The 17,800-nt window shown below is 67.0% G+C and carries 16 protein-coding genes and 2 pseudogenes; 4 read left to right on the top strand and 14 right to left on the bottom strand.

The genetic code is table 11. The features are described 5' to 3' along the window. Nucleotides 1–200: 200 nt before the first annotated feature. The 6 genes from CA606_RS01710 to CA606_RS01685 all read right to left on the bottom strand — a co-directional run bounded on the left by CA606_RS01710 (nucleotide 201) and on the right by CA606_RS01685 (nucleotide 7,281). Nucleotides 201–1,517 (bottom strand): spinster family MFS transporter, encoded by a 1,317-nt coding sequence (locus CA606_RS01710; protein ID WP_096052680.1) that lies wholly within the window; start codon nucleotides 1,515–1,517, stop codon nucleotides 201–203. Nucleotides 1,518–1,585: 68 nt separating this feature from the next. After that, nucleotides 1,586–3,826, bottom strand: a complete 2,241-nt coding sequence (locus CA606_RS01705; RefSeq protein ID WP_181242733.1) for a TonB-dependent receptor — start codon at nucleotides 3,824–3,826, stop codon at nucleotides 1,586–1,588. A 173-nt stretch (nucleotides 3,827–3,999) separates the two neighbouring features. Then, nucleotides 4,000–4,710: a TetR/AcrR family transcriptional regulator gene (locus CA606_RS01700; protein ID WP_096052682.1), complete on the bottom strand. Its 711-nt coding sequence runs from the start codon at nucleotides 4,708–4,710 to the stop codon at nucleotides 4,000–4,002. Nucleotides 4,711–4,785: 75 nt separating this feature from the next. Then, entirely contained in the window at nucleotides 4,786–6,237 is a 1,452-nt protein-coding gene (locus CA606_RS01695) for a carotenoid oxygenase family protein (RefSeq protein WP_096052683.1), read from the bottom strand. A gap of 10 nt (nucleotides 6,238–6,247) precedes the next feature. Then, a complete protein-coding gene (locus tag CA606_RS01690; RefSeq protein ID WP_096052684.1) occupies nucleotides 6,248–6,685 on the bottom strand; it encodes a DUF2141 domain-containing protein in 438 nt (145 codons plus the stop codon). A 35-nt stretch (nucleotides 6,686–6,720) separates the two neighbouring features. After that, a complete protein-coding gene (locus CA606_RS01685) occupies nucleotides 6,721–7,281 on the bottom strand; it encodes a DUF2306 domain-containing protein (RefSeq protein ID WP_096052685.1) in 561 nt (186 codons plus the stop codon). A gap of 61 nt (nucleotides 7,282–7,342) precedes the next feature. Here CA606_RS01685 and CA606_RS01680 point away from each other — a divergent pair, with 61 nt between their 5' ends. Then, nucleotides 7,343–8,170: a LytTR family DNA-binding domain-containing protein gene (locus tag CA606_RS01680; RefSeq protein WP_096053908.1), complete on the top strand. Its 828-nt coding sequence runs from the start codon at nucleotides 7,343–7,345 to the stop codon at nucleotides 8,168–8,170. 140 nt (nucleotides 8,171–8,310) lie between these two features. On the opposite strand, the pseudogene CA606_RS20490 reads toward CA606_RS01680, so the two are convergent. From CA606_RS20490 to modA, 4 genes and pseudogenes are all read right to left on the bottom strand, one after another. Beyond that, nucleotides 8,311–8,932 (bottom strand): annotated as a pseudogene (locus CA606_RS20490) (methyl-accepting chemotaxis protein); the annotation flags it as partial. 393 nt (nucleotides 8,933–9,325) lie between these two features. Beyond that, a pseudogene (locus CA606_RS20485) lies at nucleotides 9,326–10,078 on the bottom strand (Tar ligand binding domain-containing protein); the annotation flags it as partial. A gap of 320 nt (nucleotides 10,079–10,398) precedes the next feature. After that, nucleotides 10,399–11,073, bottom strand: coding sequence for a molybdate ABC transporter permease subunit (modB, locus tag CA606_RS01670; protein WP_096052687.1), 675 nt, complete (start codon nucleotides 11,071–11,073; stop codon nucleotides 10,399–10,401). A 2-nt stretch (nucleotides 11,074–11,075) separates the two neighbouring features. Further along, nucleotides 11,076–11,834, bottom strand: a complete 759-nt coding sequence (gene modA / locus CA606_RS01665) for a molybdate ABC transporter substrate-binding protein (RefSeq protein WP_096052688.1) — start codon at nucleotides 11,832–11,834, stop codon at nucleotides 11,076–11,078. Nucleotides 11,835–11,905: 71 nt separating this feature from the next. On the opposite strand from modA, the gene CA606_RS01660 reads away from it, so the two are divergent. Next, nucleotides 11,906–12,676: a TOBE domain-containing protein gene (locus tag CA606_RS01660; RefSeq protein ID WP_096052689.1), complete on the top strand. Its 771-nt coding sequence runs from the start codon at nucleotides 11,906–11,908 to the stop codon at nucleotides 12,674–12,676. A 7-nt stretch (nucleotides 12,677–12,683) separates the two neighbouring features. Here the strand turns inward: CA606_RS01660 and CA606_RS01655 are convergent, their stop codons facing one another. Both CA606_RS01655 and mtgA read right to left on the bottom strand, forming a co-directional pair. Then, nucleotides 12,684–13,232, bottom strand: coding sequence for a GNAT family N-acetyltransferase (locus CA606_RS01655; RefSeq protein WP_096052690.1), 549 nt, complete (start codon nucleotides 13,230–13,232; stop codon nucleotides 12,684–12,686). Between the two features lie 12 nt (nucleotides 13,233–13,244). Further along, a complete protein-coding gene (gene mtgA / locus CA606_RS01650) occupies nucleotides 13,245–13,934 on the bottom strand; it encodes a monofunctional biosynthetic peptidoglycan transglycosylase (RefSeq protein WP_096052691.1) in 690 nt (229 codons plus the stop codon). An 84-nt stretch (nucleotides 13,935–14,018) separates the two neighbouring features. Between mtgA and CA606_RS01645 the strand changes: the two genes are divergently transcribed. Beyond that, nucleotides 14,019–14,681, top strand: coding sequence for a nitroreductase (locus CA606_RS01645; RefSeq protein ID WP_096052692.1), 663 nt, complete (start codon nucleotides 14,019–14,021; stop codon nucleotides 14,679–14,681). A gap of 49 nt (nucleotides 14,682–14,730) precedes the next feature. Here CA606_RS01645 and CA606_RS01640 read toward each other — a convergent pair whose 3' ends face one another. Then, a complete protein-coding gene (locus CA606_RS01640) occupies nucleotides 14,731–15,762 on the bottom strand; it encodes a WD40 repeat domain-containing protein (protein ID WP_181242732.1) in 1,032 nt (343 codons plus the stop codon). Nucleotides 15,763–16,007: 245 nt separating this feature from the next. Here CA606_RS01640 and CA606_RS01635 point away from each other — a divergent pair, with 245 nt between their 5' ends. Then, a complete protein-coding gene (locus CA606_RS01635) occupies nucleotides 16,008–16,466 on the top strand; it encodes a biopolymer transporter ExbD (RefSeq protein ID WP_096052693.1) in 459 nt (152 codons plus the stop codon). A 200-nt stretch (nucleotides 16,467–16,666) separates the two neighbouring features. On the opposite strand, the gene CA606_RS01630 is transcribed toward CA606_RS01635, so the two are convergent. Continuing rightward, on the bottom strand, nucleotides 16,667–17,770 hold the full coding sequence (locus CA606_RS01630) for a CobW family GTP-binding protein (protein WP_096052694.1): 1,104 nt from the start codon (nucleotides 17,768–17,770) through the stop codon (nucleotides 16,667–16,669). Nucleotides 17,771–17,800: the final 30 nt, after the last annotated feature.

Genomic DNA, 17,800 nt, shown 5'->3' with positions numbered 1-17,800 from the left:
CGATAGGCCACCGTCGCCGCCCGTTTAGGCGAGCCTGGCAAGGAAACCCTTGACGCGACGGTATTGTTACCGGTCCCACCCCTTCCGCCGCACGCCGCCGATCGCACTGCGCTGAAGCGTTCAGCAATGGCAACGTTGTCATAGGGCCCTGGCGACATGGCCAGGGCCCTGACGCACCAAAGCAACCGCGCCAAGAGCCCCTATTCGGCCCAGTCCTTCTGCAGGCGGCGCGAGGCGATGATCAGCAGGACAGCGGCCACAACGTAGAAGCCAAGCCCGTAGTAGAGCGCATAGCGCATCGACTCCGCGCCGTAGCGCGGCGTGAGCAGGTCCGACACATAGCCGAAGAACCAGAGCCCCACGGCCAGGCCCAGCAGGTTGTTGATCAGCAGGAAGAGGGCCGAGGTGGTGGTCCGCATCGACGGCGGCGCCAGGTGCTGGACGGCGGCGACCACCGGACCTAGCCACGCCAGGTTCAGCCCCGTCGGGATCAGGAACAGCAGGAAGGCCACGACCATCGACTGGACGTTCATCGCCAGCAGGAAGCACGGCAGAGCCACCAGGAAGCAGATGGCCGGCGCCAGGGCGTAGGCGGCCTTGTTCTTGGCGCCGAAGCGGTCGGCCAGAACGCCGCCCAGCCAGATGCCCGCCACGCCGCCGATCAGCGACAGGGCGCTGTAATAGAGCGCGCGGTCGGTCAGCGAGAGTCCGAAGCTGCGCTGGAAGAAGGTCGGCAGCCAGAACGCGACGCCATAGCCGCAGATCGACGAGCAGGCCGCGCCGAACGACAGCAACCAGAAGCTGGGCTTGGGCATGACGGTGGCCAGCACCTGACCGAACGCCGGCGCCTTGGGCGGCTCGGCGGGCGCGACCTCGCCCGGCGCGCGATCAAGGCCGCCGCGCACCGGATCCTTGACCACCCATTTGAAGATCGGGGCCAGCAGCACGCCGGCCAGACCCACGGCGATGAAGGCGAAGCGCCAGTCGACATAGGTCGCGATCAGGCCGCCAAACAGCACGCCCAGAGCCGTCCCCAGAGGAATGCCGAACGAATAGACCGCCAGCGCCCGGGCGCGCTGCTCCTTGGGGAAATAGTCCGCGATCAGCGAATAGGCCGGCGCCACGCCCCCCGCCTCGCCGACGCCGACGCCCATGCGCGCCAGGAACAGACTCCAGAATCCGCCCGCCAGGCCGCAGGCGACGGTGAAACCGCTCCACACGGTCAGGGCCACGGTCATGATCCAGGTGCGGCTGACACGGTCGGCCAGCCAGGCCAGCGGTACGCCCAGCGTGGTGTACAGCGCCGCGAAGGCCACCCCGCCCATCAGGCCCAGCTGGGTGTCGGTCAGGTGCAACTCGGCCTTGATCGACCCGGCGAGGATTCCAAGGATCTGCCGGTCCAGGAAGTTGAAGGTGTAAGCCAGGATCAGCATGGCCAGCACCACGTAGCGGTAGCGGCCGCCCCGCCCGGCCGTTTCGGCCTTGTTCACGTCCTCGCTCATGCTCGCCCTCCTCAACGCCCGTCCAGATACAAAAAGGGCGGGACCTGTTGCAGCAAGTCCCGCCCGAGCAGCTATCGCCTAGATTAGAACGCCACCTCGATCGAAGCGGCCACAGTGCGCGGCGGACCATAGAAGCCGATCACCGCGTTGTTGTAGGTCGGAACCCCGAAGTTGTAGCCGCCGGTGCGGTACTTCTCGTTGGTCAGGTTCTTGCCGGTCAGGGCCAGCTTGTAGCGGCCGCCCGGAGCGGTCCACTGGGCCGTCAGGTCCACCAGGGTGAAGGCCTTCTGGTCCAGCAGCGGCAGGGGCTGCTCGAACTGCTGGTAGGCGTCGCGGTAGCTGACCATCGGCGTGATCGCCAGATCACCGCCCGCCAGTTGGCCGCGCCAGGTCAGGCTGACATTGCCCGTCCATTCCGGCGTGTTCTGGAAGCCGTACAGATCCGCGACGTTGATGACCTGGCCGGTGGCCAGGGTCGTCGACGGGTTCAGCGGGTTGGGCGCGCCGGCCGGCACGAAGCGGCTGAAGGTGTCGTACTCGGCGTGGATGTAGCCCAGGGCGACATTGGCCGACAGGTTCGCGCTCAGCTTGGCGTTGGCTTCGAACTCGACGCCGTACAGGGTCGAGGCGCCGGCGTTGTCGACCGAGCTGGCGATGCCCGAGGGCACCACGACCTGGGTCGTGACCTGCTGGTCGGTGTACTTGGACAGGAAGGCGGCCGACGAGAACGAGACCCGGCGGTCGAACATGTAGCCCTTCAGGCCCGCTTCGTAGGTCTTCACGACCTCGGGCCGGTAGCCGTTGACCGTCTGCGGGGTGATGAACGCGTCGCCGCGCATGTCCCAGCCGCCCGACTTGTAGCCCTTCGAGAATGAGACATAGGTCGTCAGGTCGTCGTTCAGGTCATACGAGGCCGAGATGCGCGGCGTGAACTGCTCGAAGGTCTTCTCGGCGTTGTAGTTGGTGCGCGTCTGCAGGATCGGACGGGGCGTGCCGGCCTGGTAGGGCGTGCGCGTCGCGCCGAGATAGAAGAAGCGATAGACATTGGCGCGCTTGGCGTCGCGGGTGGCGCGGGCGCCCAGCGAGACCTTGAACTTGTCGGTGAAGTTGGCGCTGAAGTCGAAGAACGCCGCGAAGCTCTGGGTGTTGACCTTGCCGCCGTTGGCGATAGCCACGCCGAGGTTGCCGGCGATGGTGTCGAACTCGCCCGAGGCCTGGCTGTTCATGTAGTAGAGGCCGAAGACGCCCTGGACGTTCTCGTCCGAATAGACGGCCTGCAGTTCCTGCGAGAACGAGCGGTCGTCATAGGTGGCCGGCACGTCCAGCGTCGGCAGCGGCGTGCCGTCGAAGTCGATGACGGTGTCGGTGTGACCGCGACGGCTGGCGGTGATCGACTTGAGGGTGACCGTGTCGGTCGCGTTCCACTGAGCGCTCAGCGACACGCCCTTGGTCATCACGTGGTTCTTGTCGCCCAGACCGGCCTGAGTGTCATAGACGTCCAACACCTGATAGCCGCCGACCAGGGCCGGCAGTTCACGGTGACCGTGGCGGGCGTTGGAGTCGTCGACGACCTTGTCATAGGCGAGGCGGAAGAACAGGTCCTCGGTCGGCTGGTACTCGGCGCTGAGACGGAAGGCCTCGACGTCCTTGTTGTAGTGCTCGGCGCCGGTGGTCAGGTTCGAGCCATAGCCGTCACGCTTGTAGAGCGCGTAGGAGCCGCCGACCGACAGGCCGCCGCCGACCGGGGTCTGGCCCGAGACCAGGACGTCGGTCTGGTTGTAGCTGCCGTACGCGCCCTTGATCTTGGCGCTGGCTTCGTCGCCGAGGCGCTTGGTCACGTACTTGATCGCGCCACCGATAGTGTTGCGGCCGTAGAGCGTGCCCTGGGGGCCGCGCAGCACTTCGATCCGCTCGACGTCGAAGATGTCGAGCACCGCGCCTTGCGGGCGATAGATGTAGACGTCGTCGACATAGAGGCCGACGCCAGGCTCGTAGCCCCACAGCGGATCCTGCTGGCCCACGCCGCGGATGTAGCTGATCAGGGTCGAGTTCGAACCACGGGCGGTTTGCACGGTGATGTTCGGGGTGGTCTGCGACAGGACGGTGATGTCCGTACCGCCCGAACGCTCAAGCTTCTCGGCCGAGAAGGCCGAGACGGCGACGGGCACGTCCTTGAGATTTTCCTCGCGACGACGCGCGGTGACCGTCACCTCGTCGACCGAAACCGAGTTGTCAGCGGCCGGGGCCTGCTGAGCCGACGCAGCGCCGGCGATCGTGCTCCACGCAGCGCCTGCCAGCAGCGCGGCCTTCCACATCGAAGTCATGGGTTTCCCCTCCCTAGTGTTCCGCCCTTCCGAGCCAGATCCGTCTTTCGCGGACGCGTACTCGGAGTTCCGCCAATTCATCGAACAGCGAATTGCGTTCACCATCACCCGAACCGGCGCGGGACGCCAGCCCTTTTTCATCAAGTGATGAAAAATGCGAAACGTGTGACGGATCAGGCGCCGGCCAAGGCCTTGTTCTGCTTGGCGATCACGGCCTCGAAGCCCGCAGCGCAATAGGCGAACAGGCGCTGGCGGACGGCTTCAAGATCGCTGGAATGGCATTCGCCTTCCGACAGGGAGTCGATCCGTCCCGTTTCCGAAAGGGTCAGCATCATCGAGCCGGTGAGAAACTGGTAGCACCAGTAAAGGTCACGATAGGCCGCCTCGGGCCGCACCGACTTGAGCGTCTCGACAAGCTGGTGGACCACGGGATCGAAGAAGCGAGTCATGGTCTCGCCGCCCCACGCCGGGGTGTTGTTCACCTGCGCCACCAAGACGAAATAGCTCTTCCAGCCTTGGCCGCCATCCTGCGAGATCCGCAGCAGCGGATCGATGAAGGCCTCGATGACGCCCTCGACGGTCATCGCGCCCGCATTGGCCTTCACATAGGCGTTCATGGAGGCCTCGCGCGCCTGGTTGAGGATCTCGGCGCGACGCAGGAACACCGCGTCGAACAGTTCGCGCTTGGCTCCGAAATAGTAGTGGATCAGGGCGGTGTCGACGCCGGCCTCGGCCGCCACCTGGCGGGTGGTGACGCCATAGAAGCCGTGACGCGCAAACAGTCCCTCGGCCGCGTCGAGGATGGTTTCCTTCAGGTCCAGACCCTTGGCCTTGGACGGGCGACCCCGTCCGCCGGCGCGGGCGCGGGACTTGGTTGCGGTCATGAGGGGGGCCCGCCTTGATGAAGCTCCCCCCCGGATAGGCGCAACCCGGCGGCCCTGGCAAGGACCGCCGTTCTCTCACGCCCCGACGAACACACCGTGGAACGTCACGGGCAGGGCCACCGGCGCGCGCCAAGTCGCCAGCGGGCCCCTGTCCACATGGCGCGCGTCGAACACGTGCAGCTCGGTCGCGCGGGCGTCGAGGTTGAGCGTCGTGCCGACCAGCCAGCCGTCCAGCTCCGCCGAAGACCCAGGACGCGGGGCGAACACCATCTCCTCGACGAGGTGACGCGCACCGAAGTCGAAAACCTGATCGCGGTCTTTCTTCCAGTCCCGCACGGCCACGCTCTGGAACAGCGGGCGATCGGGGCGCTCGTTGGTCAGATGCACCGCATAGCGCCGGGCAAGACCCGCGAAGCGCGGATCCGAGCGCGGGAACTCGGCGCTGATCGCCTCGGCGGCCAACTCGGCCTGGCCGTTGGCGCGCAGAGTGATCATGGCCCGGCGCGGCGGCGGCGCCTTGAGGAACTCGCCGCGCACGATCGCCCCACCGTTCGCGGCCGTTCCAGAAGGATCCTTGTCGATACAGGCGTCGAAGCGGATCGTCCCGTCCGCCTCTTCCCAGGCGTCCCCCAGATGGAAGAAGAAGAAAGGCGGCAGCTCGAACACGCGGCGCTTCGAAAGATCGTCCTTGTCCAGCACCAGGACCTTTGTCCCCAGCTCCGGCCGCCAGACCATGTTGGTCGCGATCGGCATGCGCATGCCTTCCTGCACCCAGGGCTGCAGGATGATGACGAGACTGCGCTCGGTGGCGGTGAAGTCATGCATGTAGCCGGCGCGCGGCAGGGTGATGACCTCGGCCTTGCGCAGGGCGCCGTCGGCCGACAGGTTCCAGACCACCGCCCGCTTGCCCGCCAGGCCAAGGTTCCAGACGGTTCCGTCCGGCTCGACGCGCGGATGGGCCAGGAACGGCATGCCCTTCATGTCGGGACTCAGCGCCTTGAACCCGCGCGTCTCCAGCGAGACCGGATCCATCGCCGTCGGCGAGCCCCCCTCCCAGAGCGCCCAGAGTTCGCCGCCCGCCATCATCACCGAGGTGTTGGCGGCGTTGGCGTCATCGGCCGACCCGACCCGGGCGCCCGCTCCTCCCGCCGTGCCATAACCAGGGGTGATCACCGCATCGGCGGCGGTGTCCTGGCGGCGCTTGACGGTGTCGACGAACCGAGCCGCCATGCGCGCCTGACCCTCGCCCATCTGGAACTTGCGGACCATGCCGTCGCCGTCGAACCAGTGGCCGACCGAACCGCCGGGCCTGCGGAACTTGGCCGGACCGTTGCGGAAGAGCGTGCCCTTCAGGTCGACGGGCGCGCGACCGTGAACCAGGGGCATGCCCGTGGGGGCGATGTCGGCCTCCACATCGGCTATGCCCAGGGTCCAGTCGCTGGCGGCGGCCGCCCAGAGGGTTTCGGGGGTGAGGACGGCGGCGGCGCCCGTAAGGGCCGCGCCGCGGAGGATGTCACGCCGGTTCATGGCTGGGCTCTCAGTTCAGGCGGAGGGATTGAGCGTTGGCGCCGGCCTTGACCTCGAAGGCGGCGGCGTCGAACGAGGGCGGCCCCATGTTCGGTTGGGCGTCGCGCGAGAAGCCGTAAGGCTCGGTCGGCATGCCGAAGGGGTTGGTCCCCATCTTGCCATCGCCATCGACGTCCTGGAACGCACGCACGGCGTAGGCGCCCGGCGGCAGGGCCAGGATCTTGGCCGCGGCGGGGTCCTGGGCGGCCGAGGCGTTGGCGACGCGGACAGGCTTGCCCGACGCCCAGCCCTGCGGGCTGTCGAAGACGGCGATCAGGATCTGGCCCTGCTTGGCCTTGAGGTCGGGGAAGGTCAGGGTCAGGTCGCCGACGGCCTCTTGGGCGCGCGCGGCGGGGGCGAGGACGGAAGCGGCCGCCAGGGCCAGGGCGAGCGTGCGAACGAAGGTCATGGGATTAGTCCTTTTTGAGGTTGGATGAGAAACGGTCAGCCCAGGAACACGGTCCAGAGCAGGCGACCGGGAAGGAAGGTGAAGAGGCCCGCGATCAGCAGACCGCCGACGAACATTCCGGTCATGGCCCGGCGGTGCGCCGAGACCTTGCCGCGCTTGGCGGCGTAGACCGCGCCCGGCAGGCCAACGATGGTCCAGCCGGACAGCAGGTGGATGAAGCTCAAGTCGCCGTGGTTGATCTCGCGGATGAACAGCGAGCTGACCGCCGTCGAGCCCATCGCCAGCACCCAGGTCCAGCCCAGAAGCTTGTGAAGAGTCGTGCCCTTCACCCGCATCATCAGAACCACGCCGATCGCCAGAGCGGTCAGGGCCGAATAGAGATGCAGCTGGATCACCGCCGGCGCGGCGGCGATCCGGGAGAAGTCCGGCGTGTGCGGCTGGAAGCCGATCCGCTGGACGAAGGCCCCAAGGTTGGTGATGGCCTGCGGCGCTGAGACCGCCACGATCAGGATCGCCGAGCCGACGCCAAAGGCGGCGTTGCGAAGACCGCTCCAACGATCTGAAGCCTGCGAGATTGACTTGCCGTGCGCGGCCATCTTCCTTCACTCCGGTTCGAGCGGGGCGGTGGATCGCCTCGCCGTCGAAAGCCTTGGTGGAGTGGTCGGGTCCGTGTCTCAATCGTCGTTGCGCCAGTCGCCAGCCTCGTTTCGTGAACGGCTGGAGGGCGCCGTTCACGCTTCGCGAATGGCCATGACCACAAGACAGAGCCTGCGGGGCTTCGCGGTGTCGGCGGCGGCCGGGGTGTTCCTGGCTTTGATCGGGGCGTTCGGCAGCGACGCCGCGCCGATAGGCGTCAGGCTCGCCTACTGGGTCGGGCTCTGCCTGGCGGGCGCGGTGGTCGGAACGGTGATCACCCACCTGATCGGACGCGAAGGGCGGGCGGACGCGCGCCCCTGGCTCTATGGCGCCCTGACCGTCATCGGCATCACCCTGCCGTTCACGGGCGTCGTCTGGCTGGTCAGCGAACTGGCCTTCCACGGCCCGCCCCGCCCTCAGACGCTGTCGCTGTACGTGGGCCCGGTGTTCATCGTCACGACCGGCATGACCGCGCTGAACTTCCTGGTCCAGCGCCGCCCGGTGGAAACCCACGCTTCGCCGGCCGGCGCGGCGGCCCCGCGCTTTCTTGACCGCCTCCCCCCGAAGCTGCGCGGCGCAGAGCTCTACGCCATCGAGGCGCAGGACCACTATCTGCGCCTGCACACCTCGCGCGGCCAGGACCTGATCCTGATGCGCCTTTCCGACGCCGTAGCGGAACTGGAAGGGATCGAAGGGGCCCAGACCCACCGCTCATGGTGGGTCGCCAAGACCGCCGTCGAGGACGCCCGACGCGGCGATGGACGCGCCACCCTGCGACTGATGGGCGGCGTCGAGGCGCCGGTCAGCCGCGCCTACGCCAAGGCGCTGCGCGAGGCGGGCTGGTTCTAGCCGGGACTAGAAATCTTCCCACGAGTCCATCTTCGGCGCCGCCGAGCCCGAACGCGCGACCAGACGGGGTGAAGGGCGCTCTTGCGGTCGGTCCTGCGGCGGCGGCGCACGCGGGGCGGCGGCGGCGGTCGAGGCCACCACGCCCACATTGAACTGACCCATCAACCGGTTCAGCGCGTCAGCCTCCCGCGAGAGCGCATGGCTGGCGGCCGAGGCCTCCTCGACCATCGCCGCGTTCTGCTGGGTCACCTGGTCCATCTGGCTGACGGCGGTATTGACCTGCTCCAGTCCCGTGGCCTGCTCCTGGGCGGATGCGGCGATCTCACCCACGACACCATTGATCTGGCCCACCTGGGCGACAATCCGTTGCAGCGCCTCGCCCGTTCGGGCGACGAGATCCACGCCGACATCGACCTGCTGGGTGGAGGTGTTGATCAGCGCCTTGATTTCCTTGGCGGCCTCGGCCGATCGCTGAGCCAGGGCCCGGACTTCCTGAGCGACGACCGCGAAGCCTCGCCCAGCCTCGCCCGCGCGCGCCGCTTCAACGCCCGCGTTCAGCGCCAGCAGGTTGGTCTGGAAAGCGATCTCGTCGATGACCCCGATGATGCTGCCGATCTGTTCGGAAGACTTCTCGATCTGACCCATGGCGGTGACCGCCTCGGCCACGACCTGACCGCCCGTTTCAGCGTCGGCCTTGGCGACGTTGACCACCCGACGCGCTTCTTGCGCCCCGGATGCGGTGCGCTTGACCGTAGAGGTGATCTCCTCGAGCGCGGCCGCGGTTTCCTCAAGGCCGGCGGCCTGCTGTTCGGTCCGCTTGGCCATATCGTTCGAGGCGTTGGAAATTTCCCGACTGCCCGCGCGAATCCCGTCGGCGTTGCCGACGATCACCGTCATCGTGGTCTGCAGCGTATCGAGCGCGGTGTTGAAGTCGACGCGCAGCTTCTCGTACTCCAGGGGCAGGTCGTCACGGACACGATAGGTCAGATCGCCCGCCGCCAGATTGGAGAGACCGACGCCGAACGACTGGACCACCAGTTGCTGCTGCTCGGCGATGGCCTTGGCGGCGATGGCCTGGCGGTCAGCTTCGGCGCGGGCCTTGGCGTCGGCGGCCGCCGCGTCAGCGGCCAGCTTGGCGATGGCGTTTTCCTTGAACACCTGAACGGCGCTGGCCATCTGGCCCAATTCATCTCGGCGACCGACAGCGGGCACCGTCACGCCGTGATCGCCATCCGCCAGGCGACGCATGGTTGCGGTCATGGCGGCGATGGGAGCGCAAACCTTGGCGATAACGACATGGGTCGCAAAGGCCATCAGCGCGGCGGCCGTGATCGCCACGATCGCCATGATGATCGCCGCGACTTTGCCGACGGCTTCTGCGGCCGCGCCCTCCTCTCGCGCGACCCGGACCTGAAGATCAACCAGGGCGCCGACACTGGCGGTGACCGGGTCGATCGTCGGATAGAGTTGCGTGTCGACGAAAGCCTGCAGACCCGCTGCGTCGCCCGCTTTCAGCAACGCCTCCAGCCTGTGAACCGTCGCGTCGGCGGCGGGGCGGCCTTGGACCACCTTGTCCGCGAGCGCCTTTTCCTCGGCGGTCATCTTCGTCGCCGCATAGGCGCGCCAGTTTTCCACGATCACGGCCTGGGCCGCATCGACGGCCTCCAGAGCCTTGTCCATCGGCAGTTCGCCCGACCGCGCCTTATGCGCCGCGTCAACGATGTTGACGGCATAGGCGTCGCTCACCGCCTTCAGCTGTTGCATCGGGTCGACGCGGTCATGAATGACCGAATGCATGCGCTGGTTGGCGATGCTGTTGGCGATGAAGCCCGAGAGCCCTATGGCCACCATGCCAACACCCAGCGCGGCGAGGCAGCCCACAAGTCTCGTCTTGATGGTCCAGGTCACTGAAGCCCCCGCAATCGTAGCGTTTCAGCGCCAAAACGCCGGCGCCAGCTCGGGATACGGCTCGATTGGCGACCTCAACCCTTAATCAAGGCTTTCGCCGCCACGCGGTGAAAACCCAGAATCGTTCAGGGTCTTTTCCTGCCTATGGCTCAACCACTAGAACTGGAAAAATCGCCGAAGAAAATGGCTAGTGTTGGCTACATTTTCCGATCATGGGCCCATTCTCGAAATAGAATACGCAAATCCCGCAAACCGTCCGACCTGCGCGACAGAGTGGCGCAGGGGCTTCTTCTCGCGATCGTTGAAGTTCGGCTGACGCTCTAGGCCCGGGTGCGCAGCAGGATCTTCGACCGCGCCTCCAGCGCCAGCAGGACGAACAGCACCAGGAACGCGAAGGCCAGCAGCAGCAGCGACAGACGATGCGCCTCGCCCCATTCCAGCGCCTCGACCAAACGATAGATCTCGGTCGACAGCACCGTGGTCTCGCCCGGGATGTTCCCGCCCAGCATCATCACCACCCCGAACTCGCCGACCGTGTGGGCGAAGGTCAGGATCGCGGCGGCGACATAGCCCGGCAGCGCCAGGGGCAGCGCCACCCGCCAGAAGGTCTGCGCGCGCGAGGCGCCCAGGCTGGCGGCGGCTTCCAGCGGCTCGTCGCCGATGGCCAGAAAGGCGTTGCGCAATGGCTGGACGGCAAACGGCAGCGAATAGATAAGCGAGCCGATCACCAGCCCCTCGAAGGTGAAGGCCAGGGTCCGCACCCCGAACGGCTGCAGCAGCGCCATCAGCGGACTGTTCGGTCCCAGGGCGATCAGCAGATAGAAGCCCAGCACGGTCGGCGGCAGGACGATCGGCAGGGCGACGATGGCGGTGACGGGCGTGCGCAAGGGCGACCGCCCCCGGGCCAGCCACCAGGACAGGGGCGTGGCCAGCAACAGCAGAAGCAGGGTGGTGATCCCCGCCAGCTTCGCCGTCAGCCACAGCACCTCAGCCACGGTCAGCGGACCTCATAGCCGTAGCGGCGGATGATCGCCTTGGCCTCGGCGCTCTTGAGAAAGGTCAGGAAGGCCTTGGCGGCGTCGCTGCTTGCGCCGGTCTTGAGCAGGACCGCCTGCTGCTCGATCGGCGCGTGGTTCGCCGCCGGCACGATCCAGCGCGAGCCGCCCTTGTCGCCCACGACCTGAGACAGGGCCACGAAGCCCAGTTCCGCCGCGCCGGTCTGGACGAACTGGTAGGCTTGGGTGATCGAGGCGCCGGTGACGATCCTGGGCTTCAGGGCGTCGTAGAGTCTGAGCCTGTTCAAGGTTTCGATCGCCGCCTGGCCGTAAGGCGCGGCCTTGGGGTCGGCGATCGCCAGCTTGTCGAACCTGCCGCTCGCCAGCACCGCGCCTCTGCTATCGACGAGCCCCGGCGTCTTGCTGAACAGCACCAGGCGTCCCGTCGCGTAGGTGAAGCGCGACCCGGGCACGGTCAGCCCCGTCGCCTCGGCCTTCTGGGGCCGTTCGACGTCCGCCGACAGGAAGACCTCGTACGGCGCGCCATTGGCGATCTGGGTGTAGAACTGGCCCGAGGATCCGAAACTGAGCACCGCGTCATGGCCGGTCCTGGCCTTGAATCGCGCGGCGATCGCCTTGGCCGGCTCGGTGAAGTTGGCCGCGACGGCCACCTTGGTCTCCGCAGCCATGGCTGCGCCGGCGACGGCCAGGACCCCGGCGGCGAGCACGGCGGCGATCAGCATCGGACGGCGAGCGATCATCTGTTATGCCTTGGGCTTGGCGCAGCGGTTATGCAGTCAAACTACATAACGATGAAATCGAGACCCGACCAGTGAGCAGCGACGCCGACTTCCGCGCCTCCCTGATCCTCAAGCGCGGCGGGCTGGCGCGGGTGGGGCTGGAGCGCATCGCCCTGTTGGAGGCGGTGGCGCGGCACGGCTCGATCAGCGCGGCCGCCAAGGAAGCCGGCCTCTCCTACAAGGGCGCCTGGGACGGCGTGCAGGCGCTGAACAATCTGTTCGAGGCGCCGCTGGTCAGCGCCGCGCCGGGCGGACGCGCCGGCGGGGCGGCGCAGGTGACCGCTCGCGGTCACGCCGTGATCCGCGCCTTTCGCGCCGCCGAGCGCGAGGTGAGCGCCGCCTTCGCGCGGCTGGAAGCCGACCTGTCGAGCGACGCTGAACTGCTCTGGAGCCTTGGTCTGCGCACCAGCGCCCGCAACGCCCTGCGCGGAACCGTGACGATGGTGCGCGAAGACGAGGTCACGGCCGAAGTCACCTTGGATGTCGGCGAGGGCCTTGGCCTCACCGCCCGGGTCACCCGGCGCAGCGTCGAGGACCTTGGCCTCACGCCCGGCCGCCCGGCGATCGCCTTGATCAAGTCCAGCTTCATCCGGCTGGACGCCGCCGCGACGGAGAACAGGCTGGAGGGGCGGATCCTCGACCGGGAGGGCGGTCAGGGCGCGGCCGAAGTGGTGATCGGCTTGTCGGCTGGCAAGTCGCTGGTGGCGACGGTCGAGGCCGGCGCGCCCGGCTGGGGTCTGGCGCCCGGCGACGCCGTCGTCGTCTCGATCGCCGCCGCTGACGTGATCCTGGCGGTGGACTAAACCCGTCCTAGCGGTTTCGGCGGGCCCGCCACCGTTCGGCCGTCTGCCCCCAGATCTCGACGACATGATCCTCGAACGGCGGCGGCAGACGCCCCGCGCCGCGATTGACCGAGCCCAGGCGCTGGGCGACCACCTGTGAGGGCGTGTTGTCCGGATCGATGCAGTGAATGATGTCGGTCCATCCCAGGTGATCCACCACCCAGTCGATCGTCGTGCTCGCCGCCTCAACCGCATAGCCCCGTCCCCAGGCGTCGGGGTGCAGACCCCAGCCGACCTCGGTCCCCGGCCAACCCTCGGGGCGCCAGGGCCCAATGCGGCCCAGCCATTGGCCGGAGGTCTTCTCGATGACCGAGAACATGCCAAACCCCTTCAGGGCCCACGAGCCGGCCATCGTCGCCATGAACCGCCAGGCCGTGGCGCGCGGTTGCTGGCCGCCGATGAAGCGCGCCGCGACCGGATCGGCCATCATCTGCGCCCAGCGGTCCAGATCCTCGTCAGCCGGAGGACGCAGGATGAGGCGTTCGGTCTCGAGCGTGGGCCCGGGTGCGACAGGCATGACGATCTTCCCTTAAGCCACGCAATCGGCCAGGCCATCGCGCCGCACAGCGCCCGAGGCCTTGCCGATCTTCTTGCTGCGTTTGGCCACATACTTGCCCGGCTTGATGACCTTCCATTTCAGAGGGCTGGGCAGGATGGCGGCCAGCCGGGCGGACTGAGCCGGAGTCAGCTTGGCGGCGCTGACGCCGAAATAGCGCTGAGCGGCGGCCTCGGCGCCGTAGATGCCCGAGCCGTACTCGATGGAGTTCATATAGACCTCCATGATCCGCTTCTTGCCCCAGAAGGTCTCGATCAGCACCGTGAACCAGGCCTCCAGCCCCTTGCGGACATAGGAGCGCCCCGGCCACAGGAAGACGTTCTTGGCAGTCTGCTGGCTGATCGTGGAGCCGCCCCGGATCTTTCGGCCCGATTCGTTGTTCTCGTAGGCCTTCTGCAGGGCCTCGAAGTCAAAGCCGCGATGCTCGCAGAACTTGGCGTCCTCGGCCGCGATCAAGGCGCGCGGCAAGGTCGGCGAGATCTTATCCATCGGCCGCCAGCGATGGTCCAGCCCGCGCCCCTCGACGGCGCGGATCACCATCAGCGGCGTCACCGGCGGCGGGATGAAGCGGTAGAGAATGACCGCCACGACAGGCCCGGCGACCAGCACCAGGAACAAGGCCAGAAGAAGATTGCGCAAAAGCCGCCGCACGAAACGCCCCACTTGTCTTGACGCAGCGGACGGATGCTAACGACAGCAAACGCCGCTGTCGCGCGGCATAAACATATCTGGGTGAGGGAGCTATCAATGGACGTGATCGACGCCGTGAACCGCCGCATGTCGGTGCGCGCTTTCAAGCCCGATCCGGTCGACGCCGGGCTGATCCGCGACCTGCTGGAAGCCGCCGCGCGGGCGCCGTCGGGCGGCAATCTCCAGCCCTGGCGGGTGCAGGTCGTGGGTGGCGCGCCTCTCGAAGCCCTGAAGGCCGCCATGCTCCAACGCGTGGCCTCGCCCGATCCCACCGAGTACGACGTCTATCCCGCCAACCTTTGGGAGCCGCTGCGCAGCCGTCGTTTCCAGGTCGGCGAGGACATGTACGGCGCGCTGGCCATTCCGCGCGAGGACAAGCTGCAGCGCCTGCAGTGGTTCGCCAACAACGGCCAGGGCTTCGGCGCGCCGGTGCAGCTGTTCTTCTCGATCGATCGCCGCTGCGGCCCGCCGCAGTGGAGCGATGTCGGCATGCTGATGCAGACCTTCATGCTGCTGGCCGTCGAACGTGGCCTCGACACCTGCCCACAGGAGTTCTGGTCGCACTACAACAAGCTGGTCGACGAGCATGTCGGCCTGCCCGAGGGCCACATGCTGTTCTCAGGCATGGCGCTGGGCTACCGCGACGCCGACGCGCCGGTGAACAACTTCCGTTCGCGCCGCGCGCCGTTCGAGGAATGGGCGGAACTGAAGGGGTTCTAGCGCCGTACTTCCGATTGCCCCGGCGAACGCCGGGAGGGTCGGATGGAAGTTATCCCACAAACTGACGCGGACCGGAAAGGTCGGGGATCTCCAGCACCCCGGCCTCGCCGCTTTCATCGCCCCAGGCCATCGTCTTGCCGTCAGCGCTGACCGACAGGGCGCTGATGGACGCGCCCTTTTCGGCCTTGAGGGTCTCGATGCGGCCGTTGCGCATGTGGGCGGCCCAGATCTTGCCGTTGTCCTGGCCGGCGATGCAGACCGGTTGGGGATCGATCCCCGCCACGCGGACGACCATCGAGTCGCGTGAGAAGCCGATCTCGGCGGCCTCCTTGCCCATGGGGCCGCCCGCGCCCGCGAACGGCCAGATGACCGCGCCCGAGGCGCCGGCCGTGGCCAGAAGGTTGCCCTTGTCGAAGAAGGCCACGCTCTTGATCTTGGACGGATAGCCGCCCATCCGCATGTCCTTGCCGTCAGACAGCCGCCAGCCGTGCAGCTGGTTTTCCTGCATGGACGAGATCAGGAACTTGCCGTCCGGGCTGAATTCCACCGCGATATGGCTGCCCGCCCACTTGAGGATCGTCGGCTTCTGATCGGCGATGCGGGCGTACCAGAGATAGGCGCCGCCATAGGTCGCCGAGGCCAGGCGCCGCCCCTTGGGCTCGAACGTCAGGCCCGACACCGTCTTTTCGTGCGCGAACACGCGCGCGAAGGCCGGATCGGCGGCGTCGCGGACATGGACCTCCTTGCCGGCGGTGAAGGCGATCAGACCCGAGGCGGCGCTGGCGGCCACGTGCTCGATCCACTTGTTCTTCACCTCGGCGATCAGGGTCGCGACGACCTCACCCCCCTCGATTCGGCTCCAGACCACGCGTCCGTCGTCGCCGCCGGTGACGATTCCCGCGCCGCTGGGGTGGACCGCCGCCGCCAGAACGGCGCCGCCGAGCGGGCCGCCGTGGGCCTCGACCGTCACGAATCCCTCCTCGGTCTGCAGGCGCACCGTGCCGTCGCCGAGAGCAAACATGGCCCGGCCGGAGCGGTCGAACAGGGCGTTGGTGACGAAGGCGTCGAACGAAAAGATCATGCGCGCGAGATAAGACACACCGACCGCGACGACTAGACTCTTTCGAAAAGCGTCAGATTCGCGCGCCACGCGAACCCCGGTGCGGGCCGGCGCCCATTCGAACGGCGTTCCGTCAAAAAGAGGCAAAAAGGGGGTTGCTATTGCGGCGCGTCGTCGGGCTTTACTTCCGCGCCCGTCTGCGCCAGACGTGGCGAGGTAACGACATTTCAGGCGCGTGCGCAGAGCGCGCGGCCTTCTGGGAGACAGTGCAGGCTATGGCGGCTAAACTTGCTGGCGGCGGTGGTGGCCGTTACGATCTGGGCCAGAACTCCGAAATCAACGTCACGCCCTTCGTGGACATTCTTCTGGTGCTGCTGATCATTTTCATGGTCGCCGTGCCGATGGCTGTGACGTCGATCAAGATCGATCTTCCGCCGGCGGTTCCGCCGCCGCCGAACGCGCCGAAGCCGAAGGAACCGGTCTTCATCTCGATCCAAAAGTCGGGCGCGATCTTTATCGCTGACAAGCAGAGCAGCCTCGACAACCTCGAGTACGATCTGAACGCCAAGTTCACGGCGACCGGCCAAGCCGGCCCGAAGGACGATCAGCGCATCATGATCCGCGCCGACGCCGACGTGCTGTACGCCGACTTCATGGGCGTGCTGAACCAGCTGCAGACCTCGGGCTGGTTCAAGGTCGGCCTGATCAATGAGGACATCCACTAAGGATCCTCAGGCAGACGCCAGAAACACGAAAGCCCCGGAGCCTTAGGCTCCGGGGCTTTTTGTTTGTCTGAAATCCTCTCCCCAAGGGAGAGGTGTCGGCGCGAAGAGACGACGGAGAGGGAAGAGGCAAGGCCCAGGAGGACTTCCCCCTCCGGTCGCTCGGCGACCGCCTCCACCGCTAGGGGGAGGATTTAAGCGCCTTAAGCCGCCGTCGCCTCGAAGCCTGCGCGCAGTTCGGCCTCGTCGAGATCGCGGCCGATGAAGACCATGCGGCTATAGCGCTTGTCCTTGTCGGTCCACTCGCGCTGGAAATCGCCTTCCAGGATCATGTGCACGGCCTGGAAGACGAGACGCTTGTTCTCGCCCTTCACGTCGATGATGCCCTTGGCGCGCAGGATGTCTGGGCCGCGACGGGCCAAGAGGTCGTTGAGCCAGGCGGTGATCTTCTGGCCGTCGACCGGCTTGTCCAGCGTCAGCGAGATCCCTTTGACGCCGTCATCGTGGACGTCGCTCTTGGCGTCGTGATGGTGGTGGTCATGACCACAGTGCTCGTCGTGCACATGATCATGGCCATGATCATGGTGGTGATGATGGTCGTGGCCGCAGTGCTCGTCGTGCACGTGGCCAGGCTCGCCGTGAGCGGGATTGAGGAAATCCGGCTCAAGGTCCGTGATCCGCTCAAGATCGAAGCTGTGCTTGCCCAGGATGGCGTCCAGCGGGACGTTCGAGCGCTGGGCGCGGTGGATCGGGGCCAGCGGGTTGATCCGACGGATACGCGCCTCGACGTGGCGCAGATCGTCCTCGGACACGAGGTCGGTCTTGTTCAGCACGATCTGGTCGGCGAAGGCGATCTGCTCGACAGCCTCCTTGCTGTCCGACAGGCGCAGCAGGATGTGCTTGGCGTCGACCACGGCGGTGACCGAGTCGAGGGCGGTGCGCGCCTTGACATCGTCGTCGACGAAGAAGGTCTGGGCCACGGGGCCTGGATCGGCCAGGCCCGTCGTCTCGACGATGATGGCGTCGAAACCGCCCTTTCGCTTCATCAGGCCCTGGAGAACCCGGATCAGGTCGCCGCGCACGGTGCAGCAGACGCAGCCGTTGTTCATCTCGAACACTTCTTCATCCGCGCCGACCACCAGGTCGTTGTCGATGCCGACCTCGCCGAACTCGTTGACGATCACGGCGTAGCGCTTGCCGTGCTCCTCGGTGAGGATGCGATTGAGCAGGGTGGTCTTGCCGGCGCCGAGATAGCCGGTGAGCACGGTGACGGGGATCTTGCCGGAAGTCGGAACAGTCTGGGTCATGGCCGCTATTTAGGCGCCCTGACCGCCGAA

This window comes from Caulobacter vibrioides (genome assembly GCF_002310375.3).
Taxonomy (GTDB): Bacteria; Pseudomonadota; Alphaproteobacteria; order Caulobacterales; family Caulobacteraceae; genus Caulobacter; species Caulobacter vibrioides_D.
The sequence above is the reverse complement of the archived record's forward strand: the minus strand, read 5'-3'. Positions and strand labels throughout refer to the sequence as shown.

What these genes read in the sequence shown, in the direction of transcription:
- CA606_RS01705 (WP_181242733.1), bottom strand. Translation starts at nt 3,826, where the DNA reads ATGACTTCGATGTGGAAGGCCGCGCTGCTGGCAGGCGCTGCGTGGAGC.
- CA606_RS01630 (WP_096052694.1), bottom strand. Translation starts at nt 17,770, where the DNA reads ATGACCCAGACTGTTCCGACTTCCGGCAAGATCCCCGTCACCGTGCTC.
- CA606_RS01700 (WP_096052682.1), bottom strand. Translation starts at nt 4,710, where the DNA reads ATGACCGCAACCAAGTCCCGCGCCCGCGCCGGCGGACGGGGTCGCCCG.
- CA606_RS01690 (WP_096052684.1), bottom strand. Translation starts at nt 6,685, where the DNA reads ATGACCTTCGTTCGCACGCTCGCCCTGGCCCTGGCGGCCGCTTCCGTC.
- CA606_RS01685 (WP_096052685.1), bottom strand. Translation starts at nt 7,281, where the DNA reads ATGGCCGCGCACGGCAAGTCAATCTCGCAGGCTTCAGATCGTTGGAGC.
- modA (WP_096052688.1), bottom strand. Translation starts at nt 11,834, where the DNA reads ATGATCGCTCGCCGTCCGATGCTGATCGCCGCCGTGCTCGCCGCCGGG.
- CA606_RS01640 (WP_181242732.1), bottom strand. Translation starts at nt 15,762, where the DNA reads ATGATCTTTTCGTTCGACGCCTTCGTCACCAACGCCCTGTTCGACCGC.
- CA606_RS01695 (WP_096052683.1), bottom strand. Translation starts at nt 6,237, where the DNA reads ATGAACCGGCGTGACATCCTCCGCGGCGCGGCCCTTACGGGCGCCGCC.
- CA606_RS01645 (WP_096052692.1), top strand. Translation starts at nt 14,019, where the DNA reads ATGGACGTGATCGACGCCGTGAACCGCCGCATGTCGGTGCGCGCTTTC.
- CA606_RS01655 (WP_096052690.1), bottom strand. Translation starts at nt 13,232, where the DNA reads ATGCCTGTCGCACCCGGGCCCACGCTCGAGACCGAACGCCTCATCCTG.